Here is an 18347-nt window from a genome sequence, read left to right on the forward strand (position 1 = left end):
TAGGCGCGGGGCATGGGCCCAGTCCTCCCCGTCGGCTGGACCCACCGCCACATCGTATGAAAGATGGATCGAAAGTTCCTACGCGGGGGAAGGCCTTGAATCGTGTCCGGCTGCTATGCGCGCTGGCGGGCGGCGTCCTGGGGGCGGCGCCCCTGTACGCCGACGAGGCCATCCCCACCGCCGGCCCCGAGATCGACGAGGTCTATGTGTGGGGCAAGCGGGAGGGCCGCGTCGGGGTGGCGGCCAGCGCGAGCGAGGGCGAGGTCTCGTACGGCGCCTACGCCGACCGCCCTCTGCTGCGCCCGGGCGAGCTGGCCGAGGTCATCCCGGGCCTGGCGGCCACCCAGCACTCGGGGTCGGGCAAGGCCAACCAGTTCTTCCTGCGCGGCTTCAACCTGGACCACGGCACCGACTTCTCGATCTCGCTGGACGGCGTGCCCCTGAACCTGCGCACGCACGCCCACGGCCAGGGCTATCTGGACGTGAACGGCGTGACGCCCGAGTTCGTCCAGACGATCGACTACCGAAAGGGCCCGTACTTCGCGGACGCCGGCGACTTCTCGGCGGCGGGGACGGCCGCCTTCCGGACCTTCGAGCGGCTGCCGGCGAGCTTCGTGGAAACCCAGGTCGGCGAGCACCGCTTCGGCCGGGCGGTCGTCGGCGTCGACCTCGGGGCCGGCCTGCTGGGGCTGGACCTGACCACCGCCGACGGGCCCTGGGCGCGTGACGAGAACCTGCGCAAGGTGAGCGCCCTCGGCCGCGTCGCCGCCGGCGGGTGGTCGCTGACCGCGCTGGCCTACGACGCAAGCTGGGACTCCACCGACCAGATCCCGCGACGGGCGGTGGAGGCGGGGACTCTGTCGCGCTTCGGCCTCATCGACGACACCGACGGCGGCAAGACCAGCCGCTTCATCCTCTCGGCGCGTCGCCGTCCCGACGCCGACAGCGACCTGGTGATCTATGCCCAGCGCTACACGCTGAACCTCTGGTCGAACTTCACCTACTTCCTCGACGACCCGGTGAACGGCGACCAGTTCGAGCAGGCCGAGAAGCGCTGGATCGCGGGCGCGTCGGGCTTCACCACGTGGCGGCCGTCCGGGACCCTGACGCTGCGGGCGGGCGCGGAGACGCGGCTGGACGACATCGGCTCGGTCGGACTCTACCGGACGAAGGCGCGCCGCCGCCTCTCCACCGATCGGCGCGACGAGGTGCGCGAACTGTCAGCCGGCGTCTGGGGCGCGGCGACGTGGGCGGACGGACCGCTGCGCGCGACGCTGGGCCTCCGCGCCGACGCGATCCACGTGGATGTCGACTCGGACAATCCGCTGAATTCGGGCCGCGCCACCGACGCGCAGGTGAGCCCGAAGCTGACGCTGGCCTGGCGGATCTCGCCGGCCGTCGAGGTCTACGCCGACGCCGGGCGCGGCTTCCATTCCAACGATGCGCGCGGGGCGGTGCAGCGCGTGGTCCCTTCGACCGGCGACCCGGCCGACAAGGCGCCGCTCTTCGCGGCCGCCGACGGGGCCGAGCTGGGGGCCCGCTATGAGACGCCCGGCTTCGCGGCGAGCCTGGCGCTGTGGGCGCTGCGGCTGGAGTCCGAGCTCGTCTATGTGGGCGACGCGGGCGAGACCGAGAGCACCGACGGCACGAAGCGCCTGGGCGTGGAGGCGCTGATGACCTGGTCGCCGCGGCCCGGCGTCAACCTCGACCTCTCGGCGGCGGCGACCCGCGCCCGCTACCGGGGCGACCCGCCCGGCGGCGCGCGGATTCCGAACGCGCTCGAGTATGCGGTGACGGCCGGCGCGACGGTGCGCCTCACGCCCCGGGACATCGCCCAGCTGACCCTGCGCCGCCTGGGGCCGGCGCCCCTGGTCGAGGACGACAGCGCCCGATCGCGGTCCTCGACCGTGGTCAACCTCGCCTACACGCGCACGTTCGGGCGGCTCGCGGCGCGCGTCGACGTGCTCAATCTCTTCGACAGCAAGGACAACGACATCACCTACTTCTACGCCTCGCGCCTGCCGGGCGAGCCGGACGAAGGCGTCGAGGATTTCCACTTCCACCCGATGGAGCCGCGGCAGGTCCGCGTGGGCCTGCGCTACACCTTCTAGAGGCATCGGGCGGCCCGTCGCTTTCGCGCGGCGCGTGCGCGTGGTAGGCGCGGCGCCCCATGAGCACTTCTCCCGAGGCCGCCAACTCCCGCACCGGGATCGCCGCACAGGCGGCGAGGCGGCGCACCTTCGCCATCATCTCCCACCCGGACGCCGGCAAGACGACGCTGACCGAGAACCTCCTGCTGGCCGGCGGGGCGATCCGGGCGGCGGGGCAGGTGCGCGCCCGCGGCGAGAACCGCCGCACCCGGTCGGACTGGATGAAGATCGAGCGCGAGCGCGGGATCTCGGTCTCGGCCAGCGTCATGACGTTCGACCACGACGGGCTGATGTTCAACCTGCTGGACACCCCCGGCCACGAGGACTTTTCCGAGGACACCTACCGCACGCTCACGGCCGCCGACGCGGCGGTGATGGTGCTCGACGCGGCCAAGGGCATCGAGCCCCAGACCCTGAAGCTGTTCGAGGTGTGCCGCATGCGGGACATCCCGATCGTCACCTTCATCAACAAGATGGACCGCGAGGCGCAGGACCCGTTCGAGCTCCTGGACGAGGTCGCCTCGAAGCTCGCGCTGGACCCCGCGCCGCTCTACTGGCCCGCGGGGTCGGGCGGGCGGTTCAAGGGGATGCTGGACCTGCGGCGCGACAGGTTCCTGCCGTTCGCCAGCAAGCGCGGCGGCAAGGACGAGGAGGAAGGCCACCCCGACCCCATCGCCTTCCGCGGCAACGCGGTGGTCAGCTACCTCGACCCCGACGAGCAGGAGGAACTGTCCGAAAACGCCGAACTGGCCCAGGGCGGACTGAAGACGTTCGACCCGCAGTCGTTCCTCGAAGGGCACATGACGCCGGTTTTCTTCGGCTCGGCGCTGCGCCACTTCGGGGTCGACCAGCTGCTGGAGGGCCTGGGCGCCTATGCGCCGCCGCCCAAGCCCGTGGCGGCCCGCAAGGGCGGCGACGAGACCCATGTGGCCCCCGGCGATCGCGAGGTCACGGGCTTCGTCTTCAAGGTGCAGGCGAACATGGACCCCAACCACCGGGACCGCATCGCCTTCCTGAAGCTGTGCTCGGGCCGCTTCACGCGCGGCATGAAGCTGAAGGTGCAGAACACCGGCAAGCAGCTGAGCGTGAACGCGCCGATGATGTTCTTCGCCTCGGACCGCGAGCTGGCCGAGGACGCCTATGCGGGCGATGTGATCGGCATCCCGAACCACGGCGTGCTGCGGGTGGGCGACAGCCTGTCGGAGAGCGGGACCCTGCGTTTCGCCGGCCTGCCGAACTTCGCGCCGGAAATCCTGCAGCGGGTGCGCGTGAAGGATCCGCTCAAGGCCAAGCACCTGAAGAAGGCGCTGGAGAGCCTGGCCGAGGAGGGCGTGACGCAGCTGTTCCGGCCGAACATCGGGGCCGACTTCATCGTGGGCGCCGTCGGCCAGCTGCAGTTCGAGGTGATGGCCGACCGGCTGCGCGAGGAATACCAGCTCGAGGTGATCTTCGAGCCCAGCCCCTATGCCGAGGCGCGGTGGATCGTCGGGGACGAGGCCGACCTCGAGGACTTCGCCGGCAAGCACCGCGGCGCCATGGCGAGCGACATCGACGCGCAGCCGGTCTTCCTCGCGAAGTCGGCCTGGGAGGTCGGCTACGTGGGCGAGCGCTTCCCGAAGGTGCGGTTCGAGCGCTCCAAGGAGCGGGCCTAGCGCCGTGAGCGGCGCCGTCCTCTACGGCGCGCCGGCGCCGGGGCTCGTGGAGGTTCCGGCCGGGGCGCTCCAGGTGTCGCCGCTGACGCCCGGCTCTGCGGATCTCGCCGGCATGGCGGACGGGTCGATCGACGCGGCGGTGGTGCTGGCCCCCGGCGGGACGCTGGAGCGCGACGCCGTGCTGGCGCAGGCGCTGCGCGTGCTGCGGCCGGGCGGCGTCCTGACCGCGCTGGCGCCCAAGGACAAGGGCGGCTCGCGTCTGCGCAAGAGCCTGGAGGCCTTCGGCGTGACGGTGGCGGAGGACGCGCGTCGGCACCATCGCTTCTGCCGGGTCGTGCGCCCGCAGGCGGTGGTGGGCCTGGAGGCGGCGATCGCCGCCGGGGCTCCGCGGATCGTGCCGGCCCTGGGGTTCTGGTCGCAGCCGGGGGTCTTCAGCTGGGACCGCCTCGATCCGGGCTCGGCGCTTCTGCTCCAGGCGCTGCCGCCGCTGGCCGGGGAGGGCGCGGACCTGGGCTGTGGTGTGGGCGTGCTTGCCGCGCGGGTGCTGGCTTCGCCGGCCGTCACGCGGCTGACGGGGGTGGAGCTGGATCGCCGCGCGGTGGAGTGCGCACGGCGCAACCTGGACGATCCGCGGGTGACGCTGCGATGGGCCGATGCGCGTCAGGCCGGGCTGGAGGGACTGGACTTCGTGGTGATGAACCCGCCGTTCCACGACGGCGGCGCCGAGGACCGCGACCTGGGCGTGGCCTTCGTCCGCGCCGCAGCGGCCATGCTGCGCAAGGGCGGGACCTGCTGGCTGGTGGCCAACCGGCACCTGCCGTACGAAGCGCCGCTGCGCGAGGCGTTCGCGTCGGTGGACGTGCGCGCCGAGGGCGGCGGCTACAAGGTCTTCGAGGCGCGCCGATGAGCAAGACGCCCATGGCCAGGCTGGACCGGCTGCTCGCCAACCTGGGCTACGGCTCCCGGCGGGAGATCGCCGACCTCGTGCGGCACAGGCAGGTGGTCCTGGACGGCGAGGTGCTGAAGGACCCCGGCGCGAAAGTGCCCGTGACCGCCGACCTCCCGCAGCGGATGACGGTCGTGGACCGCCCGGTCGATCCGCCGGCGCCGCTGACACTGGTCATGCACAAGCCGCTGGACGTGGTCTGCTCGCACAAGGAGCCCGGGCGCAGCGTCTACGAGCTCCTGCCGCGCCGCTGGCGGGCGCGGATGCCGGGCCTGTCCACCATCGGGCGACTGGACAAGGACACCACCGGGCTGCTGCTGATCACCGACGACGGCGCGTTCCTGCACCGGGTGATCTCGCCCAGGAGCCACGTGGCCAAGCGCTACCGCGCCACCCTGGACCGGCCGCTGGAAGGCTGGGAGGCCGAGACGTTCGCAGGCGGGCGGCTGGTGCTGGACGGCGACACCGATCCGCTGGCGCCGGCGATCCTGGAGCCCATTGGCCCGCAGGAGGCCTACCTGACGATCACCGAGGGCCGCTATCACCAGGTCCGCCGGATGTTCGCCGCCGTGGGCAACCACGTCGTCGCCCTGCACCGCGACCGCATCGGCGGCCTGGCGCTGCCCGAGGACCTCGCCCCGGGCGCGTGGCGCCCCGTCACGGCGTCCGAACAGGCGGCGATCCTCGCGTGAAGGATTGCGGGCCGCGCCGCGCCCCGCGCCAAAGCAAGAAGCGTGCCAGAAATTAACGATCCCAAAGCATCAGGGCTTTGTTTTTCTGACGTTTCTTTGAAGCCACATTAACCATATCTGCGGAATTAACGGCTTGTTAAACCCTTCGGCTCCGGCTTTGCTTGAGACCTGACGAAGCCTGTGAGGGGCGTTCCATCGTGGGACGCCGGGGGGCCGGAGCGGGTCAATGTTCGAGCTGGGTCGAGAGCTTCGACGCTTCTTCGCGTCCGACCGCGCCAAGGGCGCGCCCCAGGACGGGCTGACGGGCGGCGACTCCTCGCTCCTGGAACTGCTGGACTGCCAGTTGCTGGCGCAGGAAGCCAAGGCCTGCGACGTGGCCGCCGGCCGCATCAGCGCCAAGGACAAGCCGCGCCGCCGCCTGGAAGCCGCGATCGTCTGGCGCGAGGTCGCCCGGCGCACCGGCGACGCGGTGGCGTTGCGCAAGGCCGCCGCGGGCGCGGAGACCGCCGCCGCCGGCTTCGAGCAGGCCCATCGCCGCGACGGCTGGGCCCGGGCGCGTTGCGAGCAGGCCTTCGCCGCCCTCCTGGGCGCAGAGATCTTCGGCGACCCCGGGCTGAACGCCGCCGCCGAGGTGGCTTTCCGCGAGGCGCGCACGAGCGTGAAGGGCGGGCTCGCCGCGCCGCTGGCCGATGTGGGACTGCTCGCCATCGAAGGCCGCCGGGTGCTGGACAAGCTCGACGCGCGCGGGGCCGCCGCGTTCTCGCAGCGGTTCACGATGCCGATCTCGGCCCTCGACAACATCGCCAAGCGGGTGACCGCCGCCCGGGCGCTGGCCGCCGAGGCGCGCCTGATCCGCGCCGACCTGCTCTGCGGGTTCGGCGCGCGGCTGAAGGACGCCGACCTGCTGGACGCTGCGGCGGGCGAGGCGGCCATCGCCGGCGAGCGCCTGGATCCCGCCTACGAGCCGCTCACCTGGGCCCGCGCGAAGATCGCGCACGGTCAGGCGCTGGCCCTGAAGGGCGAAGCGGTCGGCGACGTCGACGCCTTGGCCGCAGGCGCGGGGGCGCTGGCCCTGGCGCTCGACAACCTGACGCGTGAGCACAGCCCCCTCGACTGGGCCCGCACCCAGATCGCCCTCGCCCAGGCGCTGCAGGCGCTGGGCGAAGCCTCCAGCGATCCTCGGGCCTTCGAGCACGCCGTCTCCTGCTACGACCGCGCCGGCCTCGTGCTCCGCGAGGCGCCGACGCTGCCCCTCCGCGGGGTCGCCGCCGGATCGCGGGCCGTCTGCCTGGCCCGGCAGGCGGAGCTGACCGGCGACGCCGCGGTGCTGGACGCCGCAGAGGCGGCGATGAAGATCGAGCTCTCGAACCTCTCGCCGCGGCGCGATCCGGTGGGCTGGGCGCTGGCGCAGCTTCACCTGGCGCGGCTCTACGAGGCCCGCATGGGCATGACCGGCCGCGACGCCGGAGAGCGGGCGGCCGCGATGATGGCCCTCGACGCGGCCCTCGACGTGTTCGGCGACCATGGCCTGCGCTCGCTCTCGGTGCTGGCGAACGACGCCATGGAGCGGCTCGGGGAACCCCCGCGCCGCGGCTAGCCCGGCTTCACAGGCGCGGCGGTCGGGCGCATCCTTCCGCCCGGAGGATCCGCGCCATGTCCCGCAAGCTTGCATTCCTCGTCACCCTCGCGACGGCCGCCGGGGGTGCGGCGCGCGCCGAGACCAACTGGATCGCCGCGCCGACCGCCCAGCAGATGGCCGCGGTCTTCCCCGAGAAGGCCAGGGCGGCGGGCGTCGGCGGCGGGGTCGAACTGGTCTGCACGTCCAACCGCTCGGGCGAGATGACGGACTGCGACGTGCTGGGCGAGACCCCGAGGGGCTACGGCTTCGGCGCCGCGGCGCGGAAGCTCGCGCACGGGATGCGCGCCGAGGGCCTGCGCAAGGACACCGAAGTGCGCGTCTCGATGTCCTTCCCGGCCGAGCTGGCGAGGGCCACGAGCCACAACGTGAAGACGCCTCGGTGGACCGCCCTGCCGAGCGTCGAGGACATGCAGGCGGCCGCGCCGAAAGGCGACGCCGGCGGCCCCAACAACATCCGCGTCACGCTCGTCTGCGAGGTGCAGGCCGGCGGCGTGCTGACGGGCTGCGTCGTGGACCGCGAGGAGCCCGCGGGACAGGGGTTCGGCCCGGCGATCCTGGCGCTCGCGCCGAAGTTCCGCGTGGCGCTGATGAGCGCGGAGGGAATGCCGACCGTGGGCGGCAAGGTCCGGGTGCCGGTGCGTTTCGACCTCAAGCCGGTGCAGCAGGCGACCAACTAGACCCGCGGGGCGCGGTCAGCGGCCCCGCCACCAGCGGAGACCGGCGCGCTCCGCGGCCTGCAGGAGGGCATAGAGCGCGACGCCCATGGCCCCCAGGACGACGAGGGCGGCGAACATCTTGGCCGTCTGCAGGCGGTTGCCGGCGTCCAGGATCCGCCAGGCGAGGCCCTGGACCTTGCCCGAGCCGGAAACGAACTCGGCGACCACGGCCCCCACGATCGCAAGGCCGGCCGCCACCTTGTGGCCTTCCAGCAGGAACGGCACGGCCGAGGGGAGCCGCAGGCGAAGCAGCTTCTGCAGCCGGCCGGCGTCGTAGAGGTCGAACAGGCGCACGAGGTCGGGGTCGGCAGAGCGCAGGCCGGTGACGGCGCCCGAGTAGACGGGGAAGAACGCCACGATGCTGGCCAGCCCGATCAGCGCCCGCTCGGGATGGTCCACGCCGGCCCAGATGTTGACGATCGGGGCGATGGCGATGACCGGCGTCACCTGCAGGACCACCGCGATGGGCTGGACGGTGCGCTCCAGGACCCCGCTGACCACGACGGCCAGGGCGAGGATCTGGGCGACGACCGAGGCGATGACCAGGGCGACCAGCGCCTTGGAGAGGGTGTACCAGGCCGCGGCGGCGAGGCTGGGCAGATCCGTGACGAGGCTGTCGGCGATCGCGCTGGGCGGCGGCAGGAAATAGACGGGGATGTCCCGCAGACGACAGGCGGCCTCCCAGACGGCCAGCAGCACCGCGATCAGCAGCCAGGGCGCCAGCAGGTTCACGGCGCGGTTCATCCGGTGCTCCCCTCCGCCAGCGCGGCCGAAACCGTCTCGACGGTGGCGCGGAACGCCGCCCCGGTGCGGAAGCCCGGCGGTCGGGGCAGGGGTCCCTCCACCTCGACGTCCGCGGCGATGCGGCCGGGGCCGCGGGTCAGCACCACCACGCGGGAGGCCATGTAGACGGCCTCTTCCACGTTGTGGGTGACGAACACGATGGCGGGCCGGGTGGCCGCCCAGAGGGCCAGGACGTCGTCGGCCAGCGTGCGCCGCGTGATCTCGTCGAGCGCGGCGAAGGGCTCGTCGAGCAGCAGCAGCCTGGGCGCGGTGACGAGCGCGCGTGCGAGGCTGACGCGCATCGCCATGCCTCCGGAGAGCTGGACCGGCCGTGCGGCCTCCGCGCCGGCCAGCCCGACGCGGCCGAGGGCCTCGTCGGCGCGCGCGCAGGCCTCGTCGCGGCGGACGCCGGCCAGCTCGAGCGGCAGAGCGACGTTGGCGCGCGCCGACAGCCAGGGGGCGAGGGTGGGCGCCTGGAACACGACCGCGGTTTCGCCCCGGCCGGCGGCGCGGACGACCTGTCCGCGCGTGGGCGCCTCCAGCCCGGCGAGCAGCCGCAGCGCCGTGGACTTGCCGCAGCCGGACGGGCCCACGATCGCCACAGTCTCGCCCGCGCCGACGGCCAGATCGAGCGGTCCGAGCGCTCGCCCCCGGTCGTAGTCGACCTCGACAGCGGTGAGGGCGACGACACTCATCCTCTCCCCCCGCGGGGTATCGGGTCGCTCCCGGCGCCATGGGATCGGCCGAGCCACCCTCGCCCGGCCCTCTCCCTCTCGCCGCGCCCGCGGCGCGCGGGGCAGAGGAGACCGCGACCTCGCCTTGCGACACTCACTTCGGGACGAACTGCAGGGTGTAGGCGCGCTTGTAGTCCAGGGTCCCGGGATACACGCCCTGGGCCGAGGCGACGTCGAAGAAGGCCTTCCAGCGGGCGTCGCTCATGGCCCCGACGGGCGCGCCCTCGTCCCCGTCGACGATCCTGTAGCTCTTCAGCTTCTCGCGGGCCTGGTCGAGGACGTCCTGGGTCATTTCCGGATTGTCCTTGCGGATCAGCGCATCGGCGGCGGACGGATCGCCGCCGAGGTAATCGCGCCAGCCCTTGGCCGAGGCCTCGACGAAGGCCTGCACCGCCTTGGGGTTCTTCGCGATCAGACTGTCGGGCGCGAGGACCATCGTCGCGTAGCCGGGGTAGCCCTCGTCGGCGAGCAGGAAGACCTTGGGCTTCAGGCCGGCCTGCTTCTCGATCGTGTAGGGCTCGGAGGTCACATAGCCCTGCTGCGCGGAGCGCTTGTCGGCCAGGAACGGCGCGGCGTTGAACGTGTACTTGCGCACCTGGTCGTCGGAGAAGCCGTACTTCGCCTTCAGCCAGACCCAGAAGGCCGTGATGGAGGCGTCCGAAAGGAGGATCGGGCGGCCCTTCAGGTCCGCGATCTTCTCCACGCCGGTGTCCGGGTGGGCGATCAGGACCTGGGGATCCTTCTGCATGAAGGCGGCGACGGCCTTCACCGGCACGCCCTCCTGGGCGAGGTTCATGACGATGAAGCTGTTGGAGCCCATGCCGAGGTCGACGGCGCCGGCGGCGAGCAGCTGAGGCACGTTCACGCCCGGCCCGCCCTGCACGATCTGCACATTGAGACCTCGCCGGGCGTACTCGCCGGAGGCCAACGCCTGGTAGAAGCCGCCGTGCTCGGCCTGGGCGCGCCAGTCGGTGGCGAACCGGATTGTGACCGGCGCTCCGGCGGCGGGCGCGGCCTCGTCCTTCTTCGCGGGCGAACAGGCGGCGATCAGGGCGGCGGCCGCCAGGACCAGGCTACGCAACGCTTTCATGAAGTCCCCTCGACTGACCGTCGAAAGGGTAGGGCGCTGCGGCGGAGGTTCCAAGGGGCGAGTGCCGGCCCCGCATAGCAAGAGGGCGGCGCTTCGGTCGCCCGGAGCGTCGCCCTCTCATACAGATCCGTTGGGGGATCTGCGCCTCAGGCCAACCGCCAGTTCGGTTGCGGGTCGCCCCGCGGTTTTCCCTGGCCGCCGGCGCCAGACCTTCCGGTTCCGGTTCCGGGTCGCCCCGGTTCCTTGTCCCTTCGACCTGCCGCTCCGCCCGCTTGCTCGGGGTCCTGCTGTCGCCAGCTCTTCCCTCCGCCGCGCCGCAGTTCCTGTCGGCAAGAGGACGGTGCGCCCGATCCCGGGCGCCCGCAAGCGGGCGTCGTCACCGATGTGTCGCCGCACTGTCGGAAACCGGTGACTAACCGGTGGACAACCGTTCGACGACCCGCGGTTTCCGCAGCGAAATCAGTCGCTCCGGGTCGTCCACAGGAAAGCGCTCAGCGGCCGGCTTCCAGGGCCTCCCGGCGCTCCTCCAGCTCGAGCCATTCCTCCTCGGCGGCGGCGAGTTGCGCCTGGGCCGCCTGCAGGGCGCGGGTGAACCGGTCGAAGGCCCCGGGGTCGCGCGAATAGAGGTCCGGGTCGGCCAGCGCGGTCTCCAGCGTCGCGATCTTGCCCGGCAGGTCGTGGATGAGCCCGTCGAGCTCCTGCAGCCGGCGCTGGTCCTTGAACGACAGCTTGGCGGCCGGCTTGGGCGCGGCTGGGCGGGGCGCGGCCGGCGCGGCCTTGGGGGCGGTCACCCGCGGCGCGCCGAAGAAGCCGGGATTCTGGGCCACGAAGTCCTGCCACCCGCCCGGCGTCTCCACCGCGCGGCCCGTTCCGTCGAGCCCGATGGTGGAGGTGGCGAGCCGGTCCACGAAGTCGCGGTCGTGGCTCACCAGGATCAGCGTGCCCTCGTAGTCGGCCAGGAGGTCCTCGAGCAGGTCCAGCGTGTCCATGTCGAGGTCGTTGGTGGGCTCGTCCAGCACCATGACGTTGGCGGCGTTGGCCAGCGCGCGGGCCAGCAGCAGGCGGTTGCGCTCGCCGCCGGACAGCGTGCGGACCGGCTGGCGGAACTGGCTCTCGCGGAACAGGAAGTCCTTGGCGTAGCCGGCGTAGTGCATGGGCCGGCCGCGCACCATGACCTGGTCGCCGCCGCCGGGCGTCAGCACGTCCTTCAGGGTCATCTCGGGGTCCAGCGCCGCGCGGCTCTGGTCGATGTAGGTGACCTCCAGGTTGGTCCCGAGCTTCACCTCCCCGGCGTCGGGCGGAAGCTCGCCCAGGAGCAGCTTCACCAGCGTGGTCTTGCCGGCGCCGTTGGGGCCGACGATGGCGATCCGGTCGCCGCGCAGGATGCGGGTCGAGAAGGGCTTCAGGACGACCCGGTCGCCGAACGCCTTTGAGATCCCCTTCACCTCGGCGACGCGCTGGCCCGAGACGCCCGAACTGGCGAGGCCCATGTTGAGCTGGCCGCGCTGGTCCTTCATCCACTGGGCCTTGGCCTCGCGCATGGCGTTCAGGCGGCGCAGGCGGCCCTCGTTGCGGGTGCGCCGGGCGGTGACGCCGCGGGCCAGCCAGTGCATCTCCTGCTTGATGGTGACGGCGAGGCGGCGGGCCTCCTCGGCCTCCTGCGCCTCGATCTTCTCGGCCCAGGCGTCGAAGGCGAAAAAGCCCTGGTCGAGCCGGCGCACCTTGCGGTGCTCGAGCCAGAAGCAGCGGCCGGTCACGCGGTCCAGGAAGGCGCGGTCATGGCTGACGATCAGCGTCGCGGCCCGGGCGGCGGCGATCTCGGCCTCGAGCACCTCGATGGCCAGGATATCGAGGTGGTTGGTGGGCTCGTCCAGCAGCAGGACATCCGGGTCCTCGGCGAAGGCCTTGGCCAGCGCCGCGCGCCGGATCTCGCCGCCCGACAGCCCCTGGGTGGACTTCGCGGGGTCGAGGCCGAAGTCCGTCAGCGCCGCCTCGGCCTGGTGCGCCGGCGCGCCGCCGGAGATCGCGTAGTCCAGAACGGTTGCGCCGACGATGGCCGGCTCCTGGGCGACGAAGGCGATGCGCGTCCCGGGCGTGACCGTGCGCTCCCCGGCGTCGGCCTGGACCTCGCCGGCCAGGATCCGCAGCAGCGTCGACTTGCCCGCGCCGTTGCGGCCGACCAGGCAGGCCCGGACCCGCGGCTCCAGGCCCAGGTCGACGCCGTCGAACAGCATCGCCGGCCCGTCGGCGAGACGGACGTCCTTCAGGGCCAGGATGGGCGCGCGGCTCATGGGGGGCGGGAGATAGCGGGGCCGGGCCAGGGAGGCCACCCCAAAGCGCGCGAAGGCCCGGCGCGCGTGGCCGAAGGCGCGAAGTTCGCGCTTCTGTTGCCGGCGCGTGCGGCCTAAACCCCTGCGGATGGCCGGCGAACCCTTCTGGCGGCGCAAGACGCTCGAACAGATGACGGTCGCGGAGTGGGAGAGCCTCTGCGACGGCTGCGGTCTCTGCTGCCTCGTGCGCTTCGAGGACGAGGAGACGGGCGAGGTCATCCCAACGCGCGTGCACTGCAAGCTCTTCGACGCGCAGATCTGCCGCTGCTCCGACTACGCCCACCGCCACAGGACGGTGCCCGACTGCATCAAGCTGACGCCGCACAACATCGAGGCGCTGGAGTGGATGCCGAAGAGCTGCGCCTACCGTCGGCTGCACGAGGGGCGCGACCTCGCCGACTGGCATCCGCTGATCTCGGGCGATCCCGAGAGCGTGCACCGCGCCGGCATCTCGGTGCGCGGGCAGACCGTCAACGAGACCGCGCTGGCGGACCCGGAGGACGCGCTGGACTTCGCCGCCTGGGACCTCGTGGTGGAGCGGGGCGACGAATAGCCCTGTGGCAAATCCGCCACAGTCACCCTTGCGGGCTGGAACCCACAGCCCAATCTAGTACTCACACCGTGAGCGTGGACTTTCAGCAGGGATTCTGACGAGCTTGGCGCGCGACCCCTATCAGGAACTGGGCGTGGCCCGCACCGCGAGTGCGGACGAGATCCGCAAGGCGTTCCGCAAGCTCGCCAAGGAAAACCACCCCGACCAGAACCCCGGCAACAAGGCGGCCGAGGAGCGGTTCAAGAAGGTCTCGGCGGCCTTCGACATCGTGGGCGATCCCGAAAAGCGCAAGAAGTTTGACCGCGGCGAGATCGACGCCGACGGCCGCGAGGTCCACATGGGCGGCTTCGGCGCGGGCGGCCCGTGGGGCGGCGGCCAGCCCGGCGGCGGGTTCGGCGGCCGGCAGGGCGGCTTCCGGACCGAGACGTTCGAGGGCGCCGACCTCGGCGACATCCTGGGCGAGATGTTCGGCGGCGCCCGCCAGGGTCGGCCCGGGGGCATGGGCGGCGGCTTCGGCGGCTTCTCCCAGCGCGGCGCCGACACCCGCGCCCGGCTGGAGATCGACCTTGTGGACGCCATCCGTGGTGGCAAGCAGCGCATCGCGTTCTCGGACGGACGCACCATCGACGTCACCATCCCCAAGGGCGCCCAGGACGGCCAGACGCTGCGGCTGAAGGGCCAGGGCCAGCCGGGGCGCAGCGGGCCCGGCGACGCCTTCATCGAGATCGCCATCGCGCCCCATCCGATCTACCGGCGCGAGGGGGACGTGCTCGTCATGGACCTGCCCGTGACCGTCTACGACGCCGTGCTCGGCGGCAAGGTCGAGGCGCCCACGCCGGACGGGCCGGTGAACATCTCGGTGCCGAAGGGCTCCAACACCGGGGCCCGCCTGCGCCTGAAGGGGAAAGGCCTGTCCGACTCGAAGGGCCAGCGCGGCGACCTCTTCGCGCGCCTCGTGGTCATGCTGCCCGAGACCCCGGATCCCGCGCTGGAGAAGGCCGCCGAGGAGATCCAGGCCAAGCGGCCCTATTCGCCCCGCCGGCGCTGAAGCGTCGGGCGGGCCTATCTCGGGACGCGGCAGCGCCTCGACGGCTAGGCTTCCACCTAACAGGGGGTTAGAGGTGCGTTCAGGCCGGGTTCAGTCCGGCTCCCGTAACAGGGGTCGCATGAAACGCCTCTTCGCCCTTGCCCTCCTGGGCGCGGTCACGACGACGGTCCCGTCCGTCGCCCTCGGGCAGGACTACGGCCGGCCCGTGCTGGGGGCCGAGGACCAGGGCCGCGAGGCCCGCGGGCGCCAAGCGCCGCTTTCGCGCGTTCTGGCCATGCTGAGCGCCCGCTATCCGGGCCGTCACCTGAACACCACCCGGGGCGAGGCGGGCGGGCGAGCCGCCTACTTCGTCCAGTGGCAGATGGAGAGCGGTCGGGTGGTGGTTTTCGTCGTGGACGCCGAGTCCGGGCAGGTCATCGCCCGGCAGGGCGGGTAGGGACCGGGGCTCAAAAACCCAGAGGAGAGGGACGCCGACGTGCGCATCCTGCTTGTTGAAGACGATCCGGACCTGTCGCGGCAGCTGAAGCTGGCGCTGGCCGACGCCGGCTATGCGGTGGATCACGCGCCGGACGGCGAGGAGGCCCAGTTCCTGGGCGAGACCGAGCCCTACGACGCCGTCATCCTCGACCTTGGCCTGCCCAAGGTGGACGGGGTGTCGGTCCTCGAGCGCTGGCGGCGGGACAACATGACCACGCCGGTGCTGATCCTGACCGCGCGGGGCGCCTGGAGCGAGAAGGTGGCGGGCTTCGACGCCGGCGCAGACGACTACCTGACCAAGCCGTTCCATACCGAGGAACTGCTGGCGCGGCTGCGCGCGCTGCTGCGGCGCTCGGCCGGCCACGCCACGCCGAACCTCTCGTGCGGCGGCCTGCGGCTGGATCCCCGCGCCGCGCGCGCCAGCGTGAACGGCGAGCCGCTGCGCCTGACGTCGCTGGAGTACCGGCTGCTGCACTACCTGATGATGCACCAGGGCCGCGTGATCAGCCGCACCGAGCTGGTCGAGCACCTGTACGACCAGGACTTCGACCGCGACTCCAACACCATCGAGGTGTTCATCGGGCGGGTCCGCAAGAAGATCGGCGCCGACCGCATCGAGACGGTCCGCGGGCTGGGCTATCGCCTGATCTGCCCGGCCGACGAGGTCGACGCGGAGACCGCGAGAACGTGACCGCCGCCGGGGGCGTGATGGCGCGCCTCGGGCGCCCGTCCCTCGCACGCCGGCTGGTGATCCTGGCCGTCGGCTGGAGCTTCGCCGCCCTGGTGATCTCGGCCGTCGTGCTGGCGCTGCTCTTCCAGCAGGCGGCCCTGCGCCGCTTCGACGCCCAGCTCTCGGACCTGATCGACAACCTGATCTCGGGCTCGACGGTCGAGGGCGGCGAGGTGCTGGCGCCGGCGCTGACGGACCTGCGGGCGCTGCGGGCCTATTCAGGACGGTACTGGGCGATCACCGAGCCCAAGCCCGGCGGCGGGGTGCGGACGCTGGTGCCTTCGCGGTCGCTCTGGGACTCCGAGCTCACCGTGCCGTCGGACCTGCCCGCGCGCCTGAGGGCCCAGCCTTCGAAGCCCATCGCGTTCGACGGCCCGGGGCCGCAGCCGGGCGAACGGCTGCGCCTGGTGGCGCGCTGGACGACCATCCCGGGACGCGAGACGCCGCTCATCTTCGTGGCGGCCGAGAACCGGCTGCCCATCGACCGCGAGGTGCGCAACTTCCTCACGGCCACGGCCATCTTCTTCGCCCTGCTCTCGGGCGGCCTGATCGTGGCGGTGTTCGTGCAGGTCCGGGTGGGGCTGGAGCCGCTGTTCCGGCTGCGCAGCGAGGTCGCCGAGGTGCGCCGGGGCAAGGCCGAGCGGCTGCAGGGCGCCTATCCCACCGAGCTGGCGCCGCTGACCGACGAGCTGAACGCCCTGGTGGCGCACAACCAGGAGACCGTGGAGCGCCAGCGGACCCACGTGGGCAATCTGGCGCACGCGCTGAAGACGCCGATCTCGGTGATGATCACCGAGGCGAGCCAGCGCCCCGGGGCGCTCGCCGATGTGGTGACGCGGCAGGCCGACGTGATGCGCCAGCAGGTGGACCACCATCTTCGCCGCGCCCGCGCCGCCGCCCGCAGCCAGGGGCAGGGCGAGCGGACCCCCGTGGCCGAGGTGCTGGACGAGCTCTCGCGCACCCTGGAGAAGATCTTCCGGTCCAAGGGCGTGGAGATCGACTGGGACGCGCCGGACGACCTCTGCTTCCTGGGCGAGCGGCAGGACTTCATGGAGATCGCCGGCAACGCCATGGAGAACGCCGGCAAGTTCGGCCGCCGCCGCGTGCGGGTGCGCGCCGAGGCCGCCGGTCCGGAGCGCATGCGCCTCACGGTGGAGGACGACGGGCCCGGCCTCACGCCCGAACAGCGCGAGGCGATGGTCCAGCGCGGCGCGCGCCTGGACGAGAACGCCCCGGGGTCCGGCCTCGGCCTTTCCATCATCGACGAGCTGGCGAGGGCGTACCGGGGCGAGCTCATGCTGGGGGAATCGCGCCTGGGCGGCCTGCTGGTGAGCGTCGACCTCCCGCGGGCGGAAGCGTGAAAATCCTGTTTTCGTAAAGCCTTAACTGAGGTCGGGCCAGTCTCGCGGCAAGACGCTTCCGTCGGAGGCCGTTGACGATGCCCGGGCTGTCCGAGCGCAAAATCCAGATCGTCCGCACGCTGGTCGAGACCGCGCCGGACTCGGTGGTGGGCAGCCTGCAGGCGGCCCTTTCCGAGACGGCCGCCGACAGCGCGCTCGGCACCGTGCGTCGGCTCGTCGAGTCCGAGTACCGCGAGCGCGCGCTGCGGAACCTGATCCTGCAGCCGGTCGCGCCGATGTGCGTGGGATCCGGCCAAGACCCCAAGAAGCTCACCTTCCCGGCGCGGGCGCTGGCGCAGCTCTGGCGCGGCCTGCGGCTGCACCACGGCCCGACCATCGACGAGGTGCGCGCGGCGTTCGAGGAACAGCTCGCGCCGCATGAGGTCCAGAAGCTCACCGACGCGCTCACCGCGGCGGCGGCGGCCGGCCTGCGCGCTGCGGATCTGCCGGAGTTCGCCGCGGCCGGCGACGCCTGCGAGCAGGCCCGACCCGGCGGCCGCGACACCCTCGCCACCTGCCTCGACGTGGCCCCGGTCGTGCGGCGGGCCACCGAGCGCCTGCATGGATGGCTGACGCACCCGGGCGCCGACGCCTCGGCCGCCGCCCGGCTGGCCTACCGGGACGCGGTGGCCGTGTCGGACGACGCGGGCCCGCTGTTCTTCGAGATGCTGGCGGCCCAGATGGCGCAGCCGTGGATGGTGCTGCGGGTGATCTCGGCGGTGATGGACAAGCCCACCGAGCGGTACCTGCGCGATTCCGAACTGGCGGGCTTCGCCGAGACCCTGCTGGACGAGATCGACGCGGGCCTCGGCCATATCGCGGGCCTGAAGGCCGACGATGGGCCGGCCGCCGGCCGTGACGCCGCGCGACGGGCCGAGCTGATCGTGCAGCAGATCGTCGAGCTCGAGACCTGCATCGACCTGACGCGCGACACGGGCTGGGGGCGCCGGATCCACCAGCAGCGCGCCAGCCTCGCCAGCGTGGTTGAGGGCCGCCTGCACGAGGCCGAGAAGGCGGTCGTCGAGGCGCTGCCCATGCACGTGCCGCGGCAGCGCGCGCGACGGGCGGTTCCGCAACTGGCCGACCCGCCGCAGGAGCGCCTGGTGAACCGCGCCATCACGCTGCTGTCGTTCTCCGAAGACCTGCGCGCCACGGCCAACTACGGAGGCTTCTCCGCCACGCGGAACCGCCTGATCGAGACGCTGGGCGAGCACATCGACTACTACGTGGAGGAGGTGCTGGACCTGGTCCGCACCCACGAGGTCGAGAACCTGCACCAGGCCCAGGCCTTCCTGGAGCACGCGGCCGCATTCGATCGCCTGATCCGGGGCGCCCCCGCCGCCGAGCTCATCCACCGTCGGATCCACGCGACCATACATCCCGAACCCGCGGTCGCGCAGGGCTAGG

General features: G+C 72.4%; 16 protein-coding genes. 12 read left to right on the plus strand and 4 right to left on the minus strand.

Features of this window, described 5'->3' with window-relative positions; all coding sequences use genetic code 11:
• Positions 1-95: 95 nt before the first annotated feature.
• The 6 genes from JNK30_RS08860 to JNK30_RS08885 all read left to right on the plus strand — a co-directional run bounded on the left by JNK30_RS08860 (position 96) and on the right by JNK30_RS08885 (position 7756).
• Entirely contained in the window at positions 96-2111 is a 2016-nt protein-coding gene (locus tag JNK30_RS08860; RefSeq protein ID WP_293481737.1) for a TonB-dependent receptor, read from the plus strand.
• Positions 2112-2170: 59 nt separating this feature from the next.
• Entirely contained in the window at positions 2171-3802 is a 1632-nt protein-coding gene (locus JNK30_RS08865; protein WP_293481739.1) for a peptide chain release factor 3, read from the plus strand.
• A gap of 4 nt (positions 3803-3806) precedes the next feature.
• Positions 3807-4709, plus strand: coding sequence for a class I SAM-dependent methyltransferase (locus JNK30_RS08870; RefSeq protein ID WP_293481741.1), 903 nt, complete (start codon positions 3807-3809; stop codon positions 4707-4709).
• The gene (locus JNK30_RS08875) at positions 4706-5440 is read left to right on the plus strand and encodes a 16S rRNA pseudouridine(516) synthase (RefSeq protein WP_293481743.1); all 735 of its coding nucleotides are present in this window, start codon (positions 4706-4708) and stop codon (positions 5438-5440) included. The genes JNK30_RS08870 and JNK30_RS08875 overlap by 4 nt, the downstream gene beginning before the upstream one ends.
• A gap of 226 nt (positions 5441-5666) precedes the next feature.
• A complete protein-coding gene (locus JNK30_RS08880; RefSeq protein WP_293481745.1) occupies positions 5667-7037 on the plus strand; it encodes a hypothetical protein in 1371 nt (456 codons plus the stop codon).
• 56 nt (positions 7038-7093) lie between these two features.
• Positions 7094-7756 (plus strand): hypothetical protein, encoded by a 663-nt coding sequence (locus tag JNK30_RS08885; protein WP_293481747.1) that lies wholly within the window; start codon positions 7094-7096, stop codon positions 7754-7756.
• 15 nt (positions 7757-7771) lie between these two features.
• Here the strand turns inward: JNK30_RS08885 and JNK30_RS08890 are convergent, their stop codons facing one another.
• The 4 genes from JNK30_RS08890 to JNK30_RS08905 all read right to left on the minus strand — a co-directional run bounded on the left by JNK30_RS08890 (position 7772) and on the right by JNK30_RS08905 (position 12693).
• Positions 7772-8539: an ABC transporter permease gene (locus JNK30_RS08890; RefSeq protein WP_293481749.1), complete on the minus strand. Its 768-nt coding sequence runs from the start codon at positions 8537-8539 to the stop codon at positions 7772-7774.
• Positions 8536-9273, minus strand: a complete 738-nt coding sequence (locus JNK30_RS08895) for an ABC transporter ATP-binding protein (protein WP_293481751.1) — start codon at positions 9271-9273, stop codon at positions 8536-8538. Before JNK30_RS08895 ends, JNK30_RS08890 begins: the two co-directional genes overlap by 4 nt.
• A 133-nt stretch (positions 9274-9406) precedes the next feature.
• Positions 9407-10402, minus strand: a complete 996-nt coding sequence (locus tag JNK30_RS08900) for an ABC transporter substrate-binding protein (protein ID WP_293481753.1) — start codon at positions 10400-10402, stop codon at positions 9407-9409.
• 491 nt (positions 10403-10893) lie between these two features.
• A complete protein-coding gene (locus JNK30_RS08905; protein WP_293481755.1) occupies positions 10894-12693 on the minus strand; it encodes an ABC-F family ATP-binding cassette domain-containing protein in 1800 nt (599 codons plus the stop codon).
• A gap of 127 nt (positions 12694-12820) precedes the next feature.
• Here JNK30_RS08905 and JNK30_RS08910 point away from each other — a divergent pair, with 127 nt between their 5' ends.
• The 6 genes from JNK30_RS08910 to JNK30_RS08935 all read left to right on the plus strand — a co-directional run bounded on the left by JNK30_RS08910 (position 12821) and on the right by JNK30_RS08935 (position 18346).
• Entirely contained in the window at positions 12821-13285 is a 465-nt protein-coding gene (locus tag JNK30_RS08910) for a YcgN family cysteine cluster protein (protein ID WP_293481757.1), read from the plus strand.
• Between the two features lie 103 nt (positions 13286-13388).
• Entirely contained in the window at positions 13389-14333 is a 945-nt protein-coding gene (locus tag JNK30_RS08915) for a J domain-containing protein (protein WP_293481759.1), read from the plus strand.
• Positions 14334-14451: 118 nt separating this feature from the next.
• Complete coding sequence (locus JNK30_RS08920) at positions 14452-14769, plus strand: hypothetical protein (protein WP_293481761.1); 318 nt, start codon at positions 14452-14454, stop codon at positions 14767-14769.
• Positions 14770-14808: 39 nt separating this feature from the next.
• Complete coding sequence (locus JNK30_RS08925) at positions 14809-15501, plus strand: response regulator transcription factor (protein ID WP_293481763.1); 693 nt, start codon at positions 14809-14811, stop codon at positions 15499-15501.
• A 17-nt stretch (positions 15502-15518) separates the two neighbouring features.
• The gene (locus JNK30_RS08930) at positions 15519-16901 is read left to right on the plus strand and encodes an ATP-binding protein (RefSeq protein WP_293481797.1); all 1383 of its coding nucleotides are present in this window, start codon (positions 15519-15521) and stop codon (positions 16899-16901) included.
• A gap of 77 nt (positions 16902-16978) precedes the next feature.
• A complete protein-coding gene (locus tag JNK30_RS08935; RefSeq protein ID WP_293481765.1) occupies positions 16979-18346 on the plus strand; it encodes a hypothetical protein in 1368 nt (455 codons plus the stop codon).
• Position 18347 lies beyond the last annotated feature (1 nt).

The sequence above is a fragment of the Phenylobacterium sp. genome, from assembly GCF_016793225.1.
Taxonomy (GTDB): domain Bacteria; phylum Pseudomonadota; class Alphaproteobacteria; order Caulobacterales; family Caulobacteraceae; genus Phenylobacterium.

What these genes read in the sequence shown, in the direction of transcription:
- JNK30_RS08895 (WP_293481751.1), bottom strand. Translation starts at nt 9,273, where the DNA reads ATGAGTGTCGTCGCCCTCACCGCTGTCGAGGTCGACTACGACCGGGGG.
- JNK30_RS08885 (WP_293481747.1), top strand. Translation starts at nt 7,094, where the DNA reads ATGTCCCGCAAGCTTGCATTCCTCGTCACCCTCGCGACGGCCGCCGGG.
- JNK30_RS08890 (WP_293481749.1), bottom strand. Translation starts at nt 8,539, where the DNA reads ATGAACCGCGCCGTGAACCTGCTGGCGCCCTGGCTGCTGATCGCGGTG.
- JNK30_RS08935 (WP_293481765.1), top strand. Translation starts at nt 16,979, where the DNA reads ATGCCCGGGCTGTCCGAGCGCAAAATCCAGATCGTCCGCACGCTGGTC.
- JNK30_RS08875 (WP_293481743.1), top strand. Translation starts at nt 4,706, where the DNA reads ATGAGCAAGACGCCCATGGCCAGGCTGGACCGGCTGCTCGCCAACCTG.
- JNK30_RS08930 (WP_293481797.1), top strand. Translation starts at nt 15,519, where the DNA reads ATGGCGCGCCTCGGGCGCCCGTCCCTCGCACGCCGGCTGGTGATCCTG.
- JNK30_RS08880 (WP_293481745.1), top strand. Translation starts at nt 5,667, where the DNA reads ATGTTCGAGCTGGGTCGAGAGCTTCGACGCTTCTTCGCGTCCGACCGC.
- JNK30_RS08920 (WP_293481761.1), top strand. Translation starts at nt 14,452, where the DNA reads ATGAAACGCCTCTTCGCCCTTGCCCTCCTGGGCGCGGTCACGACGACG.
- JNK30_RS08905 (WP_293481755.1), bottom strand. Translation starts at nt 12,693, where the DNA reads ATGAGCCGCGCGCCCATCCTGGCCCTGAAGGACGTCCGTCTCGCCGAC.
- JNK30_RS08910 (WP_293481757.1), top strand. Translation starts at nt 12,821, where the DNA reads ATGGCCGGCGAACCCTTCTGGCGGCGCAAGACGCTCGAACAGATGACG.
- JNK30_RS08900 (WP_293481753.1), bottom strand. Translation starts at nt 10,402, where the DNA reads ATGAAAGCGTTGCGTAGCCTGGTCCTGGCGGCCGCCGCCCTGATCGCC.
- JNK30_RS08865 (WP_293481739.1), top strand. Translation starts at nt 2,171, where the DNA reads ATGAGCACTTCTCCCGAGGCCGCCAACTCCCGCACCGGGATCGCCGCA.